This is a genomic window from Ruegeria sp. AO1, from assembly GCF_056535985.1.
The window spans coordinates 311,814-330,287 of the sequence record NZ_JBQFJC010000002.1 but is presented as its reverse complement, the minus strand read 5'-3'; the positions used below and the strand labels follow the sequence as shown (position 1 = coordinate 330,287).

The 18,474-nt window shown below is 57.6% G+C and carries 17 protein-coding genes; 8 read left to right on the top strand and 9 right to left on the bottom strand.

Annotated elements, in window-relative coordinates; translation table 11 throughout:
• The first annotated feature begins 67 nt into the window (after positions 1-67).
• A complete protein-coding gene (locus ACR3FB_RS19750) occupies positions 68-928 on the top strand; it encodes a phytanoyl-CoA dioxygenase family protein (protein WP_480566621.1) in 861 nt (286 codons plus the stop codon).
• 9 nt (positions 929-937) lie between these two features.
• Here the strand turns inward: ACR3FB_RS19750 and ACR3FB_RS19745 are convergent, their stop codons facing one another.
• Entirely contained in the window at positions 938-2,242 is a 1,305-nt protein-coding gene (locus ACR3FB_RS19745) for a UDP-glucose dehydrogenase family protein (protein WP_480566619.1), read from the bottom strand.
• Between the two features lie 158 nt (positions 2,243-2,400).
• Between ACR3FB_RS19745 and gmd the strand changes: the two genes are divergently transcribed.
• Both gmd and fcl read left to right on the top strand, forming a co-directional pair.
• Positions 2,401-3,525 carry a GDP-mannose 4,6-dehydratase gene (gene gmd / locus ACR3FB_RS19740; RefSeq protein WP_480566617.1) on the top strand — a complete coding sequence of 375 codons (1,125 nt, stop codon included), beginning with the start codon at positions 2,401-2,403 and terminating at the stop codon, positions 3,523-3,525.
• Between the two features lie 10 nt (positions 3,526-3,535).
• Positions 3,536-4,513, top strand: a complete 978-nt coding sequence (gene fcl, locus ACR3FB_RS19735; protein ID WP_480566615.1) for a GDP-L-fucose synthase — start codon at positions 3,536-3,538, stop codon at positions 4,511-4,513.
• A 32-nt stretch (positions 4,514-4,545) separates the two neighbouring features.
• Here fcl and ACR3FB_RS19730 read toward each other — a convergent pair whose 3' ends face one another.
• From ACR3FB_RS19730 to ACR3FB_RS19715, 4 genes are all read right to left on the bottom strand, one after another.
• The gene (locus tag ACR3FB_RS19730; RefSeq protein ID WP_480566613.1) at positions 4,546-5,616 is read right to left on the bottom strand and encodes a DUF2793 domain-containing protein; all 1,071 of its coding nucleotides are present in this window, start codon (positions 5,614-5,616) and stop codon (positions 4,546-4,548) included.
• Positions 5,617-5,766: 150 nt separating this feature from the next.
• On the bottom strand, positions 5,767-7,197 hold the full coding sequence (locus ACR3FB_RS19725; protein ID WP_480566611.1) for a mannose-1-phosphate guanylyltransferase/mannose-6-phosphate isomerase: 1,431 nt from the start codon (positions 7,195-7,197) through the stop codon (positions 5,767-5,769).
• Between the two features lie 40 nt (positions 7,198-7,237).
• Positions 7,238-8,131, bottom strand: coding sequence for a UTP--glucose-1-phosphate uridylyltransferase GalU (galU, locus tag ACR3FB_RS19720; RefSeq protein WP_170643338.1), 894 nt, complete (start codon positions 8,129-8,131; stop codon positions 7,238-7,240).
• Between the two features lie 404 nt (positions 8,132-8,535).
• Positions 8,536-9,771 carry a lytic murein transglycosylase gene (locus ACR3FB_RS19715; protein WP_480566609.1) on the bottom strand — a complete coding sequence of 412 codons (1,236 nt, stop codon included), beginning with the start codon at positions 9,769-9,771 and terminating at the stop codon, positions 8,536-8,538.
• 152 nt (positions 9,772-9,923) lie between these two features.
• Between ACR3FB_RS19715 and ACR3FB_RS19710 the strand changes: the two genes are divergently transcribed.
• The 4 genes from ACR3FB_RS19710 to ACR3FB_RS19695 are packed head-to-tail and all read left to right on the top strand — an operon-like array spanning position 9,924 to position 13,918.
• Positions 9,924-10,886: a cytochrome ubiquinol oxidase subunit II family protein gene (locus ACR3FB_RS19710; protein WP_480566607.1), complete on the top strand. Its 963-nt coding sequence runs from the start codon at positions 9,924-9,926 to the stop codon at positions 10,884-10,886.
• Positions 10,883-12,970 (top strand): cbb3-type cytochrome c oxidase subunit I, encoded by a 2,088-nt coding sequence (locus tag ACR3FB_RS19705; RefSeq protein WP_480566605.1) that lies wholly within the window; start codon positions 10,883-10,885, stop codon positions 12,968-12,970. Before ACR3FB_RS19710 ends, ACR3FB_RS19705 begins: the two co-directional genes overlap by 4 nt.
• Complete coding sequence (locus ACR3FB_RS19700; protein ID WP_170659089.1) at positions 12,967-13,599, top strand: cytochrome c oxidase subunit 3; 633 nt, start codon at positions 12,967-12,969, stop codon at positions 13,597-13,599. The genes ACR3FB_RS19705 and ACR3FB_RS19700 overlap by 4 nt, the downstream gene beginning before the upstream one ends.
• Complete coding sequence (locus ACR3FB_RS19695; RefSeq protein WP_419741360.1) at positions 13,592-13,918, top strand: cytochrome o ubiquinol oxidase subunit IV; 327 nt, start codon at positions 13,592-13,594, stop codon at positions 13,916-13,918. The genes ACR3FB_RS19700 and ACR3FB_RS19695 overlap by 8 nt, the downstream gene beginning before the upstream one ends.
• An 8-nt stretch (positions 13,919-13,926) precedes the next feature.
• Here the strand turns inward: ACR3FB_RS19695 and crcB are convergent, their stop codons facing one another.
• Both crcB and ACR3FB_RS19685 read right to left on the bottom strand, forming a co-directional pair.
• The gene (gene crcB / locus ACR3FB_RS19690; protein ID WP_170659090.1) at positions 13,927-14,289 is read right to left on the bottom strand and encodes a fluoride efflux transporter CrcB; all 363 of its coding nucleotides are present in this window, start codon (positions 14,287-14,289) and stop codon (positions 13,927-13,929) included.
• A complete protein-coding gene (locus ACR3FB_RS19685) occupies positions 14,286-14,654 on the bottom strand; it encodes a fluoride efflux transporter FluC (RefSeq protein ID WP_480566603.1) in 369 nt (122 codons plus the stop codon). The genes crcB and ACR3FB_RS19685 overlap by 4 nt, the downstream gene beginning before the upstream one ends.
• A 266-nt stretch (positions 14,655-14,920) precedes the next feature.
• On the opposite strand from ACR3FB_RS19685, the gene ACR3FB_RS19680 reads away from it, so the two are divergent.
• Positions 14,921-16,501 (top strand): FMN-binding glutamate synthase family protein, encoded by a 1,581-nt coding sequence (locus tag ACR3FB_RS19680; RefSeq protein WP_480566601.1) that lies wholly within the window; start codon positions 14,921-14,923, stop codon positions 16,499-16,501.
• 3 nt (positions 16,502-16,504) lie between these two features.
• Here the strand turns inward: ACR3FB_RS19680 and ACR3FB_RS19675 are convergent, their stop codons facing one another.
• The gene (locus tag ACR3FB_RS19675) at positions 16,505-17,161 is read right to left on the bottom strand and encodes an ABC-type transport auxiliary lipoprotein family protein (protein WP_480566599.1); all 657 of its coding nucleotides are present in this window, start codon (positions 17,159-17,161) and stop codon (positions 16,505-16,507) included.
• Positions 17,158-18,474 carry an MlaD family protein gene (locus ACR3FB_RS19670; RefSeq protein ID WP_480566597.1) on the bottom strand — a complete coding sequence of 439 codons (1,317 nt, stop codon included), beginning with the start codon at positions 18,472-18,474 and terminating at the stop codon, positions 17,158-17,160. The genes ACR3FB_RS19675 and ACR3FB_RS19670 overlap by 4 nt, the downstream gene beginning before the upstream one ends.

Genomic DNA, 18,474 nt, shown 5'->3' with positions numbered 1-18,474 from the left:
AGAGGTTTGGTTTTGGCCTGTGCCCACTCGCGGATACCCTTTGCGCATCAAGCGAATAGGTGACCCCATGGCGACGACGTTAACGCAGCAACAATCCGAGCAGTATTGGGAGGATGGCTATCTCTTTCCCCTCTCCGTCTTTTCCGAGGCCGAAGCGGCCGGTTTCCGGGCGGAGCTGGAACAGATTGAGAGTGACTGGCTGGAGGCTGATCTGCCCTTGCCTTTGAACACCTATAAGCGGGTCAATGCGCATCTGGTCATGCCACTGGCGGCGCGCATCGCGCAGGATCCTCGCGTTCTGGATGTGGTCGAGGGCGTTCTGGGCCCTGATATCATGATCTGGTCGGCCGAGTTTTTCATCAAGGAGCCCAACACTGTGCAAACGGTTGGTATGCATCAGGACCTCACCTATTGGGGCATGGGGGAAACACCGGATCAGGTCACGGCCTGGATTGCTCTGTCCCCCGCGACGGTAAGTAGCGGGTGTATGGATTTCGTGCGCGCCAGCCATAAGAACCCGATCTTGCCGCATACCGATACATATTCGGAAACAAACCTGTTGTCCCGCGGGCAAGAGGTGGCCGTCGAGGTTGCCGAGACCGACAAGACCCATATCGAACTCGCACCCGGTCAGATGTCGCTGCATCACGGGCTGACGATCCACGGTTCAGGGCCGAACCAGTCCGAGGACCGGCGGATCGGGTTGGCCATCCGCTACCTCAGTCACGGAGCACAACAACTGGTGGCGGACCGGGACTATGCGCTGCTGGCAAGGGGTACGGACAAACACAGTAATTTCGTGCCAGTTCAAGCGCCTACAGAATTGTTCTCATCAGATGCATTAGCAACGTATGAGCAAGTGCGGCGGGATCAGAGCAAAGCACTGGCCGAAGGGGCAGACGCGTCGGTTCCGCTTTATGCGGGTTGAGACGGGCGGTTAACGCCCGACCCCCACATAGGTTTCAAAACCCGCTTTTTCGACACTGTCCTGAGAATAGACGTTGCGCAGGTCCACCATGCGCTGCGTCTTCATTGCTCCACCAAGCTCACTTAAGTTCAAGGCACGGAACTCGTTCCATTCGGTCAGAAGAACAACGACGTCGGCATCCTTGGCCGCTTCGTATGGGTCGTCAAACCAATCCACGCCGGGTAGCAGCGCCTCGCCCTCAGTTCGGCCTTGCGGGTCGACCACGCGTACTTTGGCCCCTCCGCCGACCAGGGCCGGGATGATGGTCAGGGACGGGGCATCGCGCATATCGTCGGTGTTGGGTTTGAACGTCACCCCCAGCACGGTCACGGTCTTGCCGTTGAAACTGTCGTCGCAAGCGTCGCGGATCTTTTCAATCATTCGCTTTTTCACACCGTCATTGACGCGGATCACGGTCTCGGTGATCTGCATCGGATACGCGTGTTCCTGACCGATCCGGGCCAGAGCGGCAGTATCCTTGGGAAAGCACGAACCGCCATAGCCAGGGCCGGCATGCAGGAATTTATTGCCGATCCGACCATCCAGCCCGATCCCGCGCGACACCTCCTTAACGTCGGCGCCCACTTTCTCACAGAGGCCGGCAATCTCGTTGATGAAGGTGATCTTGGTCGCGAGGAAGGCGTTGGCGGCGTATTTGATCATCTCGGCGCTTTCCAGATCGGTGGTCAAGATCGGGAAGTCTCGCAGATAAAGCGGGCGGTATATCTCGGCCATCACCTCGGCAGCGCGGTCGTTTTCCACGCCGACCACAACCCGGTCAGGACGCATGAAATCGTCGATCGCGGCCCCTTCGCGCAGGAATTCCGGGTTCGAGGCCACATCGAACTGCGCATTCGGATTTGCGGCAGTGACGACCTGCTGCACCTTGCGGTTGGTGCCGACGGGCACGGTGGATTTTGTCACGATCACCGCATAGTCGGTCAGCGCATTGGCGATCTCTTCGGCTGCAGCCATTACGTATGTCAGATCCGCGTGACCGTCCCCGCGTCGTGTCGGTGTGCCGACAGCGATGAAAACCGCATCCGCTCCGTCTACGGCGTCTTGCAGGTTGGTAGTAAAACTAAGCCGCCCTGCGGCCACATTCTTGGCCATGAGGGTGCCCAGCCCCGGTTCATAAATCGGAACCTCACCGGCTTGCAGCAACTGGATTTTATGCTCGGACTTGTCGACGCAGATCACATCATGGCCGAAATCCGAAAAACACACTCCTGACACCAAACCCACATAGCCGGTGCCGATCATCGCAATACGCAAGCTCGAATTCCTCTTTTTGTCTCGGCCGAAATGCGCCTGCACAATCAAAGAAATTGTCGTCAGGTGCAATGCCAGATTGTCGCCTTGGGTTGCAATCCATACGGTCTTGCTGTTTTTGAGACTTCGAACAGAAGCATTTGTGGAAACGAGGCACAGTTATGACCAAAACGGCATTGATCACCGGCATTACCGGTCAGGACGGATCGTATCTGGCCGAGTTCCTGTTGGAAAAAGGCTATGAGGTGCATGGAATCAAGCGGCGTGCTTCCTCGTTCAACACGCAGCGGATCGACCATATCTACCAGGACCCGCACGAACCGAACCCCAAGCTGCATCTGCATTATGGTGATCTGAGCGACACGTCCAACCTGACGCGGATCATCCAGCAGGTTCAGCCTGATGAGGTCTATAACCTCGGGGCTCAATCGCATGTGGCGGTCAGCTTTGAATCCCCCGAATACACAGCGGATGTGGATGCGATTGGGACGCTGCGCCTGCTCGAGGCGATCCGGTTTCTGGGACTGGAAGAGAAGTGCCGTTTCTATCAGGCCTCCACGTCCGAGCTTTATGGTCTAGTGCAGGAAACGCCTCAGCGTGAGACAACGCCGTTCCACCCGCGCTCGCCCTATGCGGTTGCCAAGCTCTATTCCTACTGGATTACGGTCAACTATCGTGAGGCCTATGGGATGTATGCCTGCAACGGCATCCTGTTCAACCACGAAAGCCCGCGCCGGGGCGAGACTTTTGTTACCCGCAAGATCACGCGCGGTCTGGCGAATATTGCGCAGGGCCTCGAAGATTGTCTGCATATGGGCAATATCGACAGCCTTCGGGACTGGGGCCATGCCAAGGACTATGTGCGCATGCAGTGGCTGATGCTGCAGCAGGACGCGGCCGAGGACTTCGTGATTGCGACCGGGGTGCAATATTCCGTGCGCCAGTTTATCGAATGGTCCGCTGCCGAGTTAGGCGTGACTTTGGAATTCACTGGCGAAGGCGTTGATGAGGTTGCGACCGTCAAGTCGGTAGAGGGCGACAACGCTCCGGCACTGAAGCCCGGCCATGTGGTGATGCGGATCAACCCCCGCTACTTCCGTCCGGCCGAGGTGGAGACCCTTTTGGGCGACCCGTCCAAAGCCAAGCAGAAACTGGGCTGGGTGCCCGAGTTGACGGTACAGGACATGTGCGCTGAGATGGTGCGCGAAGACCTCAAGACAGCGCAGCGCCATGCATTGCTGAAGCAACACGGCTTTGAGATGCCCGTGAGCTTGGAAAACGGCTGAGGACCCAATCATGCGGAAAATCTACGTAGCAGGGCACCGCGGCATGGTTGGTGCTGCCATCCTGCGCAAATTACAGGATCGGCAGGCCGCAGGCGAGGCCTTGACCCTCATCACCCGTACGCATGCCGAACTGGATTTGACCGATCAAGCTGCGGTACGCGCCTTCATGCAGGCCGAGAAGCCCGATGTGGTTGTGCTGGCTGCGGCCAAGGTCGGCGGCATTCATGCCAACAATACCTACCCTGCGGATTTCATTTATAAAAACCTGATGATCGAATGCAACGTGATCCATCAGGCGTTTGAGGCCGGAGTCAAACACCTGTTACAACTTGGCAGCTCGTGCATCTACCCACGCGCGGCGGAACAACCGATGCGCGAAGACGCCCTGCTGACAGGTGTTTTGGAACCTACCAACGAACCCTACGCGGTGGCCAAGATCGCCGGGATCAAGCTGTGCGAAAGTTATAACCGGCAGCACGGTGTTGACTATCGCTCGGTCATGCCGACCAATCTTTATGGGCCGGGCGACAATTTCCATCCCGAAAACAGCCATGTGCTGCCCGCCTTGATCCGCCGTTTCCACGAAGCGCAGCGGGATGACGTGGATGAGGTCGTGATCTGGGGCACCGGCAAACCCCGTCGTGAATTCCTGCACGTGGATGACATGGCCGAGGCGTCACTGTTTGTGCTGGACCTGACGCGAGACGTTTACGAGGCAAACACGCAGCCGATGCTCAGCCATATCAACGTCGGGTGCGGGTCTGACATCTCCATTGGCGAACTTGCGGCGCTGGTGGCGCAGGTCACGGGCTTCAAGGGGCGGATCACGCAGGATACCTCAAAGCCCGACGGGACCCTGCGCAAATTGATGGATGTGTCACGTCTGGCGGATATGGGATGGACGGCCTCGATCGGGCTTGAGGACGGTATTCGCGAAACTTACGCTTGGTTTCTCGAACAGTCTCAGGGCGATCTTCGCGCGAAATAGAGGCCCGAACCCCAAGGTCCGGGCCAATTCCCTCAGAACCAACGTCCAATCGCGGTCAGAGATGGCGCGCGGACTGTGGCATCTGATGTGGTGGAAAGAACCTTGCAAACCACTTGGCTGGCCGAAGGTTCGTCGACCCCGACGAACCGTCCCGCGCTGCCACCGCTGCCGCTGACAGACGGGGTCGCTGCAAAGGCGACCGGGAAGGTCCACGTCTCGGTCGTGCTGGCAAACAGCGCGCCGTCACTGGTGATGCAACCTGTGGCGGTCAGGGTCGCAGTACAAATCTGCGTGCCATCGGCGAAACGGACATAGTCGCCCGTTGCGGTACTGCCGCGTTCGATCACTGCACCGGTCGGGGCACCTGAGTTTTCCGACACCGACCCCAACAGATTGCCCGGCCCATAGCCATAGTCGGCCCGCATTAAACGTCCAGCCGTGATATCCGTCGGACTATTTTGAACGGCGCCGCCGCTGGCGATACCCGTGGCGGGATCAAGGCGCAGAGCATCTGTCCAACTGCCACCGTCCGGTGACACTTTGATCGAAAACCCGGTGCTGCCGGAAAGGCCCATCTCTGCGTGACCTGTCCAGTTGGATTGAAACAGCAGCGACGCGGTTTCGCCAGAGCCGGACTTGTTGATCTTTAGCTGATGGCCTCCGCCCTCATGGCTCAGCAGCGTTGCGGGGCCACGAACGGATAGGCGGTTGGTGCTGTCATAGTCTGTCGCCACACCAATACCGGGCAAGTTCGCGGTCTCGAACGGAAGGTTGACCCACCCGCTGCCATCCCAGAGTTTCACCTGTCCGTCGGCCTGATCCCAGGCTCGCCAGCCTGTCTGCGGGAGCAGGAAGTGCCAAGCATTATCAATCCAGGCGGCCAATTCACCTGAATGGCCGTCCCAATCTCCGGTCGGGTTCGCGCTCAGCCCATGAATCTCACCCTGTTCCGGGGCGACGGGTGGATTTGTGGTGCTGGTCGACACAACGCTCAGCTGCACCACGAGGTCCAACTGGCGCAGGGCCTCGTTGTGAGTGACATGTTTCTGCGCTTGAGACGGCTGCAAAAACGGCAGGTCCAATCGGGGTGAGGTCTGAGACACGGGCGTCCTCCTTAGGCTGTCGGTCCGACATTTCGTTGCGCGCCACCCTGCCGTAGGACGCATGAAATCTATCTGATCGGAGCGAACGCCCGGAGGTATTTCGGTTTACCTTTTCACCTGAATCTCGTGCAAGAACCTGAATTAAAAAGTTTAACTGCGTGAATAGATATCCTCATAGCGGATGATGTCATCCTCACCCAGATACGTGCCTGTCTGGACCTCGATCAGAACCATGGGCACTTTGCCGGGGTTTTCCATCCGATGGACCGCACCCAGAGGAATGTAGACAGACTGGTTTTCAGAAACCAGACGCTCTTCCTCGTCGATTGTGACCTTGGCGGTGCCTTCCACAACGATCCAGTGTTCGGACCGATGGTGATGCGACTGCAGGCTGAGCGCCGCGCCGGGATGGACGTGGATGCGCTTGACCTGAAACCGGTCGCCGATCACCAGGCTTTCGAACCAGCCCCAAGGGCGGTGGTCCACTGGCAGGGATTCGGCCTGCTTCGCGCCTTTGGTCTTCAGCGCGGTCACGGCCTTTTTGACGTCCTGCGCCTTGTCCATGCTGGCGACCAGAACTGCGTCGGGCATGGCAACGGCAATCACGTCCTGCAAACCCAGCGCAACAACTTCCTGCGCCGGAGATTCCGAGCGGACCAGCACGTTTTGACAGTCAATCGCCGTGACTTCGCCGGACGTCGCCACGCCATCTGTGTCCGGATGGGTGAGCTCTTGCACCGCGGACCAGCTGCCTACATCCGACCACCCGGCCGCATAGGGCACAACACTCAGGTTGTCCGCTTTTTCCATCACGGCATAGTCGATCGAGATATCTTCGACCTGAGACCACGCCTCGGCATCCAGTCTGAGGAAACCAAGGTCACTCTTGGCGTTTTCGACAGCGTTTTTGACAGGGCTCATCAGGGCAGGGGCGTGTTGTTCGAATGCGGTGATGATGTCGCGAACTGCAAACAGGAAAATGCCCGAGTTCCACAGATAGCTGCCATCGGCCAGCATGGATTGGGCGGTTTCAAGATCGGGCTTTTCAACGAACCGATCCAGAGGGACCGCGTGGGTCTCGGGCGTTTGGCTCAGTTTGAGATAGCCATAGCCGGTTTCTGGCCGATCTGGGGTGATGCCGAAGGTCAGCAGATCACCACGCTCGGCAATCGCGCGCAAACCCTCCGAGACCGCGTCGTGAAAGGCGCTGGAATCGGGGACGACGTGGTCAGAGGGGGCCACCAACATAACCGCATCCGGGTCGATTTCATTCAGGAACAAGGCTGCGGCCAGAACGGCTGGCGCGGTGTTGCGTCCTTCGGGTTCGATCAGAACCGGGCCGGGGTCTATGCCGATCTCGGTTAATTGCTCCGGCACGACGAACCGAAACGCCTCATTCGTAAGGACGACAGGTTTGGCGTAAGGCGCAGCTTTAGGCCCACGCATTCTGAGGGCGCAATCCTGCAACAAGCTGTTTTCGCCCAGCAAGGGTACAAACTGCTTGGGATAGCTTTTCCGGGAGAGCGGCCACAAACGGGTTCCAGACCCCCCGCATAGAATTACTGGATATACGGTTGTCATGATCGCGCAGCGTCTTTCATTTCTATGTCTTACCGCCCGCTTATTGGGCAGCTTTCTCTGCCGAGACAAGGTCGTGCAGATACGCGCTCAGGTCATCGCGCAGATCGTCACGGGCCAAGGCAAATGCGACCGTTGCCTGCAGGAACCCAGCTTTCGATCCGCAATCGAAGCGTTGGCCGTCAAATTTGTAGCCAAAGACAGGAACACCGTTGCGGATATCTTCGGCAATGGCGTCAGTCAGCTGGATCTCTCCGCCGCTGCCCTTCTTCTTTTGGTTCAAATTGTACAGAACCGACGGCCCGAGCACATAGCGTCCGATTACGGCGAGGTTAGAAGGCGCGTCCTCAGGCTTGGGCTTCTCGACCATGCCACGTGTGCGCACGACCGTGCCCACATTGTCTCCCACATCCAACACCCCGTAAGAGCTGGTTTGTTCGGGCGGAACCTCCATCGCGGCAACCATGTTGCCGCCGGTTTCTTCATAGGCTTCGATCATTTGCTGCAAACAGGGCTTGTCTGCGGCGATGACGTCATCGGGTAGCATGACGGCGAAAGGCTCATCCCCGATCAGGCGGCGTGCGCACCACACCGCGTGGCCAAGTCCAAGCGCCTTGTGCTGGCGGATATAGGCAATGGCGCCGCTTTCCATGTTTGTCGCATTGAGCGTATCCAGCAGCTTGTCCTTGCCTTTGGCTTTCAGCTCTTGTTCCAGAACGAGGTTATGGTCGAAATAATCCTCAAGCGCGGATTTCCCGCGGGACGTGACAAATATGAACTCGGTGATCCCAGCAGCGCGGGCTTCGTCGATGGCGTACTGGACCAGAGGGCGGTCAACCAGCGTCATGATCTCTTTAGGGACGGATTTCGTCGCGGGCAAAAAGCGTGTTCCAAGTCCTGCTACGGGGAAAATCGCCTTGGTGACCTTGCGTGTCATAGTGCCTCTCAATCTAGTTGCCCCTCGTGGTCGAAACCGGTCGGGTTATTCCTCTTAGGCTTTGGGGCCGGATCATTCAATATTACCCGAAGGGCCTGGGCTTAAATCGGTCAGATCGTGCCATGGCGGGAACAGCAAGTCAAAAGACAGTTATGTTGCCAGTTTCTGGTTTCTGGGGCTGGTATCTCGAGCCGGGAGGCCGCTTCGTTGAAGCACTTCAGTTTCGTGTTTTGGGCGATGTATCCATAACGGGTTGATTTTAAACAGCCGTGCCAAGCCTGTGCGACATATTCGGTCCATGGAAAGGCCGTGCATCAAGCCAACTTGGGCAAGCCGGCCAATTGGCCCATAATGAGCAACGATGGTCAGGAAAAATAAGCATTGTTGAATTGGGCTGGGGCTGGTTACTGCCCAAGTTCAGAGACAAGCGTACGGTCAGGGAAACACGTCTCGGCGCGACCTTCCGTTTTCTGCCAGCGCCCGATTGATCGTCGCGTTTTGAAACCTGGCAGCCCATCTGCACCGCCGACATCATGGCCAAGGCGTTCCAAACCTCTTTGCATCGCTGCAATTTCTGACCGGTATAACGGGTCAACACGACCCCAGCGCGCCGTGAAGTCTCCGACACCGAATGCAATCCGATCCCCGACATGACCCACGAACAGGGCGTATAGATCGCTCTTGTTGTATTCTTTCAGGACATAGAAATTCTGCGTCACCAAAAACGCCGGCCCGGTTCGACCCGCGGGCATCATCAGGAAACCCTGGGCAGGCAGCTCATGTGCTGGAAACGGGCGGCCCGATGTTCGCGTGATCCCCATCGAGGCCCACTCCTCGACTTTGCGCCCCTGATCAGGACCCTCCAAAGCGCAGCTGACTGTATCAGGCACAAAAACCTCAAATCCCCAATCACGGCCCGAAATCCAGTCGTGCTGTGACAGGTAGTTAGCAATCGATGCAATCGTGTCCTCTTCGGATTGCCAGATATCTGCGCTGGCATCGCCGTCTCCGTCCACGGCGTAAGTCAAAAAGCTCGAGGGCATGAATTGCGGCTGCCCCAGCGCTCCGGCCCAGCTGCTTTTCATCTCACGACCGTTCAAATGCCCTGCTTCCGCGATTTGCAAAGCGGCCAGCAACTCGGCTGTGAAGTACTGCGAGCGTGTGCTCATGAACCCCTTTGTCGCGAGGACCTGAAACGCGTTGTGGGGGATTGCCACTTGGCCATAGCCGCTTTCACGTCCCCAGATGGCGAGGATGATGCGGGCTGGAACGCCGGTTTCGGCCTCGACACGGGCAAGCACCGCCGCGTGCCGTTTGGCCATTTTGCGCCCCTGAGCAGTCGCGCCCTGCAAAGAGCCTGCTTTGAAATAGCGCGCCGGTGCTCCGAATTCGGCCTGGGATTGTGGCTTTGATGACTGCGGAGGGCTGCCCGGCGGCACCAGATCGGGAAGATCCCATTTCAATGTCACGCCGGACAGCGCTCGTGTCATAGTCTGGCGCGAAACGCCTTTGGCACGGGCTTGCGGCCACACCGTTTCCTGCAACCAGTTTTGAAACTGACGCTCAACCTTGGCGCGATCTTGCGCGTTGGCCGCCAGGGGCTGGATGGCAAGGCAAAAAATCAAAATGAAAATACGCATCGTAGCCAAGCTGTGTCCCGACGATGCCTGCAAGTCAACCGAAACCAGAGCACCATTGGTGCCAGCTTGAAGGCTGCGATCAAAAGCCTTGAGAAATCTCTTGCCTTTGTCGATAGTTGCACTGAAACGGATGCGAAAGAGGACAGTCGCCTATGACCAAGGTCAGAACGGCCCTCATATCGGCGGCGATGCTGATGGCCCTAGTGGTGGTGGTGTCATCGGCCCGGACCGCAGGCGCCAGTGACACCTTCATGGACCCTCAGGGGCCGATTGCGGCGGTGCAGAAGGCACATCTTTTGCGGGCAACGTGGTTGATTTTGATCGCTGTTGTGCCTGTTCTTGTTCTGGTTCCGCTTATTGCGCTGCGATATCGCCGTCGGAAGGGCGGTACAGCTGCTTATCGGCCAGATTGGGACTTCTCGCCCCGGCTCGAGATGGTGATGTGGGGCGTTCCGGTGGTGATCGTCACGATTTTGTCGATCTACTTGTGGAAAGCAACCCATCGCCTGGACCCTTACGCGGCTCCCTTTGGGGATGAACCCGCCGTTCAGGTTCAGGTCGTTGGCCTCGATTGGAAATGGTTGTTCATCTATCCCGATCTGGGGATCGCGACCGTGGGTGAGATGGGTATTCCAGTCAAACAGCAAATCGCTCTGACCCTGACAACGGACACGGTCATGCAGTCTTTCATGATCCCTGCCTTGGCCGGGCAGATTTACGCAATGCCGGGTATGACCACTCAGCTGCATCTGGTCGCGGATCAACCCGAACATATGCAGGGCGAGAATACGCAATATAACGGGCGCGGCTTCACGAAACAGAAGTTCGAAACGCTTGCCTTATCGGCGGAGGAATTTGACGCTTGGGTCGAAACTGTGCGCCAGAACGGCATCGTGTTGGATGCGGCGACGTATAAGACTGTCGCCATGCGTTCGGACCGGGATGAGGTGCAGCAGGCCCTCGGAACCTCAGATATGCCTGAAAACGCCTTGTATTTCCGCTTGGACGATGGTGATTTGTTTCAGTCTATTCTGCATCGCTATCACTCTGGCCAAGCCCTGCCGCACGATCAGCAACCGGGCACGACATCATACGGGCAGGAGGTCGGCCAATGACATCAGACACCGGTTTCTTCGGCCGCCTCAGTTGGGACGCGTTTCCCATTGCCGGACTGATTCAAAACCCCAACGCAAATGAGATCGTCGCCAATGCCGCTGCCGCCGTGGTCATAGTCGGAGCGGCCGCCGTTGTCTTTCTGCTGACGTGGTTTCGGCTGTGGGGGCCGCTTTGGCGCGACTGGCTGACCAGCGCTGACCACAAGAAAATCGGCATCATGTACATCGTATTTGCCATCGTTATGCTGGCCCGAGGGGTGCTGGAAGGCGTTGTCATGCGGGCCCAACAGGCGGCCGGGCCCGGCGACGGTTTCCTTGAGGCCGAGCATTTCGCCGAACTCTTCAGCACGCACGGCACGATCATGATTTTCTTTGTCGCTGTGCCCTTTGTCTTTGGCATCGCAAACTACGTCATTCCACTGATGATCGGCGCGCGGGACGTCGCCTTTCCGGTGATGAACCAGATCAGCCTGGGGCTGACGGTCTCGGCGGGCATGATGCTGATGGTGTCGCTGGTGGTCGGAGAGTTCTCGACCGGGGGATGGACCGCTTACCCGCCCTATACCGGGGCCGCGTTTAATCCGGGTGTCGGGCCAGACTACTGGATCTGGGCAATAGTCGTGTCGGGGATCGGAACGACTCTGACCGGCATCAATTTTGCGGTAACGATCTACAAGCTGCGCGCGCCGGGTATGACCTTCATGCGGCTGCCGATGTATTGCTGGACGATCATCTGCAGCTCAATCCTGATCGTCTTTGCGATGCCGCCGCTCGGGGTCGCGGCATTGTTGCTGGCCGCAGATCGCTATCTGGATTTTCATTTCTTCACCAACGACCTCGGCGGCAACATGATGAACTACGCCAACCTGTTCTGGCTGTTCGGCCACCCTGAGGTCTACCTGCTCGTCCTGCCCGCCTATGGCATCTATTCCGAGGTCTTCGCGACCTTCTCGGCCAAGCGCATCTATGGCTATACCTCGCTGGTGATTGCCACCATGTCGATCGCGGTCCTGTCTTTCACCGTCTGGCTGCACCACTTCTTCACCATGGGGCAAAGCGCGCTGATAAACGCCGTGTTCGGTATCGCGACCATGCTGATTGCCATTCCAACCGGCGTGAAAGTCTATGACTGGATGGCCACCCTCTGGCGGGGCCGTATCCGGTTCTCGGTCCCAATGCTCTATGGGCTGGCTTTCCTGATGCTGTTTGTCATTGGCGGCCTTAGCGGAGTGATCTTGGCCAACCCAACCGTTGACTATCAGGTCCACAACACCCTGTTTCTCGTGGCGCATTTCCACAATGTTCTGCTGCCCGGCGTGCTGTTTGGCTTGCTCGCGGCCTATAACTACTGGTTCCCCAAGGCGTTTGGGTTTCGCCTAAATGAAGGGTGGGGCAGGGTGACGGTTGCGCTCTGGACCGTTGGATTCATGCTGACCTTCCTACCGCTTTACTTTGTCGGCCTGATGGGCATGCCACGCCGATCGTTCAGTTGGGAGGATCCGAGCTTTCACCCCTATATGATCGTCGCGGTGGTCGGAGCATTGGTCATCACAGCCGCGTTGCTATCGGTTCTGGTCCAGCTCTGGGTCAGCATCCGCGACCGCGACAAAACCCGCGTTCCTGTGGGCGACCCTTGGGATGGCCGCTCGTTGGAATGGTCGATCCCAGCACCGCCACCGCCCTATAACTTTTTCATCATCCCACAGGTGACCGCGCGGGATGACTTCGCCACCGCTAAAGAGCGGGGCGCGGCCTATCCCACCCCCGACGCCTATGAAGATATCGATATGCCGCGCAATACCGGGATCGGATTCATCCTTTGCGTGACCAGCGGTATCTGGATGTTTGCGCTGGTCTGGTGGATCTGGTGGCTGGCAGCGCTGATGACGGGTGCGATGATCCTTGCCTTTATCATTTGGACCTTCGACACCAGCACCGAAATCACCATCCCCGCAGAGGAGGTCCGCAAGGAACACGAGGCCTGGCTTGCACTGGTTCACAGCGAAACCCCCGTGGATCGCGACCACGAGACGGCGACGGATAACCGAGGCCTTGCCCGACGCGATATGGAGGCGGTGACATGAAACGCGCCCCGACCCATAGCTATCCCGGCATCAACCTCGGTGAACGCCACGCCAGTGCCCACAAAGCGTCCGAAGTCGTTACCTTCGGCTTCTGGGTCTTCCTGATGAGCGATCTGGTCTATTTCGGCCTGATGTTCGCGATCTACATCACGATGATCGACGCGCAGGCGGGTGGTCCCGGCCCGCACGAGCTGTTCGACCTCAAAAGTATCTTCGCGCAAACCATGATCCTTTTGACCAGCAGCCTGACAGTCGGCTTGGCCATGCTGGCTTTGAAATACAACCTGCCAAGGTCAAAGATCATTCTGTGGTTCGGGGTAACGCTGTTCCTGGGCCTCAGCTTCCTTGTGCTGGAGATCCGAGACTTCATGGCAATGGTCGAGAAGGGTGGTATCCCGCAGCGCAGCGGCTTCCTTTCTGCCTTCTACGGGCTGGTGCCGTTGCATGGGCTGCACGTAGCGGCAGGCTGTGTTTGGTTGATTGTTTTAGGCATTCAACTGCGCGTCATGGGCATGACCGATCTGGTCATCTCACGCGTCGTGCGGCTTGCATTGTTCTGGCACTTTCTCGACCTGATCTGGATCGGCATCATCACAATCGTCTATTTCGGAGGTCTGACCTATGGATAAACGCTCCGAGATGCACCGGCGCGAGCGTCGTCGCTATGTCATTGGCTACGGAGGCTCACTGCTTTTGACGCTTGCGATGTTTGGCGTTGCACAGGTGTTCGGCATTGAAACGACCGGAGTGTATTTGACCATCGGTCTGTTGGGTCTGGCGCAGTTGATCTTTCAACTGGTCTATTTCCTGCACATAGATCGTCGTCGCAGCAGCCGCGAGGATCTGGATCTGATCCTATTCTCGACCCTTGTTCTGTTGATTATCATTCTCGGAACGGTCTGGATCTTGGGAAACCTTGCGGTCCGAATGCATATGCACGCAATGTAGCCGGTACGTCAGCGTGTTATGACGAGACCCAACCACAACGCGCCCCAACACATCACAAGGCTGACGACGATATTGCCTGCGGCCAGAACCAGAGTTTGCTTGCGTCGCAGCTCTAGCGATTGATAGGCGAAGCTGGAAAAAGTGGTAAACCCGCCGCAAAAGCCGAATACCAATCGCTTTTCCTCCTCGCCCATGTCGACGGGGCCTCCCAGATAGCCCAGCCACAGCCCAAGCAACAGGCTGCCAAGCACGTTCACTATCAAGGTTGAGAGAGGGAGGTCATGCGTGATCCGCAACGCCACCCAATGACGAAGAACAGCACCCAAACCACCGCCTAGGCCAAACAGAGCATGCAGGTACAGATCCGTCATACGGACCCCCGACCTGCATGAAAACGCCGCCCAAGGGCCTCACCGGCGATTGCGGCACCCAGACCGACCGCAATCTCCAACCCAGCCGCCGTTGCCGCTGCCCCAAGCGTGTTTGCAGCCAACCGTTCAAGTTCGGCCACGAATGAAGAGAACGTAGACAAGCCACCACAAAACCCGACAGCTCCGAGGTGCAAAACATGCGCGTGAACCCGATGGCGAATGGAATATAGCCAACCGAGGACGAAGCAGGCGAAAACGTTGATCCCGAATGTCGTAGTCAGGATCGACGCGCCCGGGATTTCCACCGAGAAAATTTCTCGGACCACAGACCCCAATGCACCGCCGACAAAGACGGCCAGAAACATTATGACACGGCCTTGTTTGCCTGATTGAGGGTATTGCGTGTCCAAACTACTTGCCCTTTGTGCCGACCTGTCGGGCGTCACGCCCCAAAAACACCAGATCGATCAAACCCGTAACGCGATTTCACAAACGCGTCTCCTTTGATTGCAAACTGTCTGAGGGCTTGCAATCAAAAGCCAAGCTGTTTCACTTTGATTCAGCATTTTCGGTTTTGATCTGAATGGATTTTACGCCGCACTCCAACACTACCCACCCAAGGAGATCAGGAATGGTTGTACGCAGGCTCTATTATTTCCTCAGCTTCGTCTGTTTGCCACTGGTTCTGCTTTTGGGCTTTGTCTGGCACCCGGCGCATTGGCTCCTGATCATTCTGATCCCCTATGCGGTGATCGGAATGTACGACATTCTGACCACCAAGCATAACGTGCTAAACAACTATCCCGTGCTGGGCCATTTCCGGTACATGTTGGAGTTCGTCAGTCCCGAAATCCGTCAGTATTTCGTGGAAACCAACGAAAGCGGCCGTCCCTATAACCGGATCGTGCGCAGCCTGATCTATTCCCGCGCCAAAGGTCAGGTCGATACTCAGGCCTTTGGTACCCAATACGATATCACGACCGTAGGCTATCACCGCGCCAATCATTCGCTGGCCCCCAAACACGTGGATGAAAGTGAAGAACGTATCATGTTGGGCGGGCCGCAATGTGAAAAACCGTATAGCGCGTCGCGCCTGAATGTCTCGGCCATGAGTTTCGGGGCGCTGAGCGCCAACGCCATTCGGGCTTTGAATGGTGGGGCAAAAGATGGCGGTTTCGCCCACAACACGGGCGAGGGCGGGTTGTCTCCACACCATCTGGCCGAAGGCGGTGACATTATTTGGCAGATTGGAACCGGCTATTTCGGGTGTCGGACGCCCGACGGCGGGTTCGACAAAGACAAGTTCGCAGAAAAGGCCACTAAAGACGTGGTCAAAGCGATCGAGATCAAGCTGTCTCAAGGCGCTAAACCCTCGCACGGCGGGGTGTTGCCCGCCGCCAAGGTCGACAAAGAGATTGCTGAGATCCGCGGCGTGCCAGAGCATCAGGACGTCATTTCCCCGCCGGTTCATTCGGCCTTTGACGGCCCGACCGAGCTGCTGGGATTCGTCCAGCATTTGCGTGAGATGTCAGGCGGAAAACCGGTTGGCTTCAAGCTGTGCATCGGCAACCCGTCCGAATTCATGGCAATCTGCAAGGCAATGTTGGAGACCGGAATCCTGCCCGATTTCATCACCATTGACGGCTCCGAAGGGGGCACCGGGGCTGCTCCGGTTGAGTTCACGAACCGCCTTGGAATGCCGCTGAATGAGGCGTTGATCTTCGTGAACAACTGTCTGAAGGGCGTGGGCCTGCGCGACAAGATCCGCATCATCTGTTCGGGCAAAGTGGCCACTGGCTACGACCTGGTCGAAAAATTCGCTCTGGGGGCCGACATGTGCAACGCCGCGCGTGCCATGATGTTTGCGGTCGGCTGTATTCAGGCGCTGCATTGCAACACCAACCGCTGCCCATCCGGTGTGGCGACCCAGGACCCGATCCGGGGGCGGGCGGTAAACGTGCCACAAAAACGCAAGCGGGTTCATCGCTATCACGATGCCACTTTGGAGAGCTTTCGCGAATTGCTGGGCGCAATGGGGAAATCAACGGTGGCCGAGCTTCACCCCCGTGACATCCTTCGCCGAACCGCCGACGAGCGGGAGCATTCCTACGCGCAAATGCACACGATTCTAGAAGAGGGCGCCTTGCTGACCGCGGAGATCCCCGCCGAGTTCGCCGATGATTGGAACCGCGCGTCAGCCCAGCATTTCTAGGGTCTATTGCAACGACGGTCGGGGGTTGTTGGCCGCGTGCGTGTGGATTTTGCGCACGCTCCACTCCACGGCATCGCGCATGGTCTTGCCGAGCGCGATGTCGAAAGCCTCTACCAGATCAGGGGTTTGATCGCTGGCCGAGACGACATATTCGCGGAATGAGCTTGAGGCGATGATTTTGTCTTCGAACTCGTCGATGATCTTGATGTTCATCCGCACCTCGACCCTTACCGACGTGGAATCCTCAGTTTCCGATACGACAAGACCCTGAAATTCACGCAAGTCCGGTTGAATGACATAGTCCGCGCGCAGTCCGACCGTAGATCGACCCACCGCAGCAACCTTGCCTGAGTTCTCAAAGCTCTCGACCATCAGCGCCTGCACGATCAGCGGCGCGCGATCGACCCAGCGCGCTTGCGGCAGGTATTGCACCTGAAGCGCAGTGGGCTGAATGGCGATCTGGTCAGTGTTGACTGCGGCCGTCGCCGTCGGTTCTTGCACAACGATCTGCTTTTGGACCCGGGGCAGCGAAGAAGAAAACGTGCTTTTGGGTGTCAGCAGATACAGGTTGTTGGGTTTTGAGGCCTGTCGCAGCGTACCAAGACCGGCGCAGGCCCCCAGCAACGTCAAAGACAGGGTCAGAAACAGGGTCCTAATCATTGACGGAACTCCGATGCTTGGGTGCCCAGCAGGAACCGTGCCGGGTCGCGTTCTATTCTGTCAGCCAAGCGGTCGAGGGAAATGACCAGCCGCTGCGCCTCTTCGACAAAACGGACGAATTGAGGCAGGCCAACGCGTAGGAAGTTCGACACTTGCCGGCTGTTGTCTTGTACGATCTTGTCGACCGTTCCCAGCAGCTCCTTCGCCGAGTTCGAGGCGCTGAGGACATCGTCCGAGATCTGGTCGATTTTATTGGTAATGTTTGAGACGGTCTCGGTCACCTGATTGGCTGCTTTGCGGATGTCTTCAGCCACAGGAGCCACGTCTTCGTCTATCACCCGGTTTGCTGTGTCAAAGGCACGCTCGGCCGAGGCCAATACGCCTTTGGTCGAGTCCATCGCGGTGGTGATTGACGCCAGCGTGGTGTTGGCATTCGCCACAGTTTCGGTGATCACACCTAGTGAGACACTGGCCTCATTTGACAGCCGCGTCAGGTTCTCGGCCAGTTCCGAGCCGCGCTGAATAAAGGGCTTGATGTCTTCGGCCATTACGCTGTTTGCCGTTGTCAGGGTTGTTTTGGCTTCATCCAACGCGCCTGTCGCCGAGTCCGCTGCTGTTTTGACCGATTGCAGCGTCTCGTTTCCGGTCTGAAGCGTGGTTTCAGCCGCAGCGATCAGCGGGTCGAGACGTTTGGTGAACTCACCGATATCCTTGGCCGCATCGCCGATATTGCCGGAAACGGTTTCAAAATCCGACATCGTCTTGTCCAGACGCCCGGTGGCGGAAGCGAGGTTTTCGAGAATATCTGAGACGGCCTTGCGGTTCTTTTCATCGACGACCGAGTTCAGCTCTTGCAACAGTGTGATGGCTTCATCCAAAACCTTCGGCGCGCCTTCGAACAGAGACTGAATTGTACTGCGTTTGCTTTTAATCACGCTGTTTTGCGGCAGACGGGCGGCGGTGGTCGATCCTCCGGTCAGTTCGACATAGCCAACGCCGGTAACGCCAAGCGACTGCAATTGGGCGATCGTGTCTTCTGTGACGGGGATATCTGCATCGACCTCAATCCTCACCCGTACTTTCGAGGGGTCGTCATCATCCAGATTTAATGAGATCACCTGACCCACAGGAAGGCCGTTGAAACTGACCCCGCCAGCGGCCGACAGGCCAGAAACGTTGTCGAACAACACGTCATAGTAGGCGTATTGGCGGGTCACCTCGAACTTGGCGAGCCATAGGAAAAAGCCAAAAGCCCCCAATAGTGCTGCAAGGGTAAATGCGCCGATTAGAATATAGTTCGCTCGGGTTTCCAT

Coding starts and splice junctions, on each gene's coding strand:
- ACR3FB_RS19750 (WP_480566621.1), top strand. CDS start 68: ATGGCGACGACGTTAACGCAGCAACAATCCGAGCAGTATTGGGAGGAT.
- gmd (WP_480566617.1), top strand. CDS start 2,401: ATGACCAAAACGGCATTGATCACCGGCATTACCGGTCAGGACGGATCG.
- fcl (WP_480566615.1), top strand. CDS start 3,536: ATGCGGAAAATCTACGTAGCAGGGCACCGCGGCATGGTTGGTGCTGCC.
- ACR3FB_RS19725 (WP_480566611.1), bottom strand. CDS start 7,197: ATGACAACCGTATATCCAGTAATTCTATGCGGGGGGTCTGGAACCCGT.
- galU (WP_170643338.1), bottom strand. CDS start 8,131: ATGACACGCAAGGTCACCAAGGCGATTTTCCCCGTAGCAGGACTTGGA.
- ACR3FB_RS19715 (WP_480566609.1), bottom strand. CDS start 9,771: ATGCGTATTTTCATTTTGATTTTTTGCCTTGCCATCCAGCCCCTGGCG.
- ACR3FB_RS19710 (WP_480566607.1), top strand. CDS start 9,924: ATGACCAAGGTCAGAACGGCCCTCATATCGGCGGCGATGCTGATGGCC.
- ACR3FB_RS19705 (WP_480566605.1), top strand. CDS start 10,883: ATGACATCAGACACCGGTTTCTTCGGCCGCCTCAGTTGGGACGCGTTT.
- ACR3FB_RS19700 (WP_170659089.1), top strand. CDS start 12,967: ATGAAACGCGCCCCGACCCATAGCTATCCCGGCATCAACCTCGGTGAA.
- ACR3FB_RS19695 (WP_419741360.1), top strand. CDS start 13,592: ATGGATAAACGCTCCGAGATGCACCGGCGCGAGCGTCGTCGCTATGTC.
- crcB (WP_170659090.1), bottom strand. CDS start 14,289: ATGACGGATCTGTACCTGCATGCTCTGTTTGGCCTAGGCGGTGGTTTG.
- ACR3FB_RS19685 (WP_480566603.1), bottom strand. CDS start 14,654: ATGTTTCTGGCCGTCTTTGTCGGCGGTGCATTGGGGTCTGTGGTCCGA.
- ACR3FB_RS19680 (WP_480566601.1), top strand. CDS start 14,921: ATGGTTGTACGCAGGCTCTATTATTTCCTCAGCTTCGTCTGTTTGCCA.
- ACR3FB_RS19675 (WP_480566599.1), bottom strand. CDS start 17,161: ATGATTAGGACCCTGTTTCTGACCCTGTCTTTGACGTTGCTGGGGGCC.
- ACR3FB_RS19670 (WP_480566597.1), bottom strand. CDS start 18,474: ATGGAAACCCGAGCGAACTATATTCTAATCGGCGCATTTACCCTTGCA.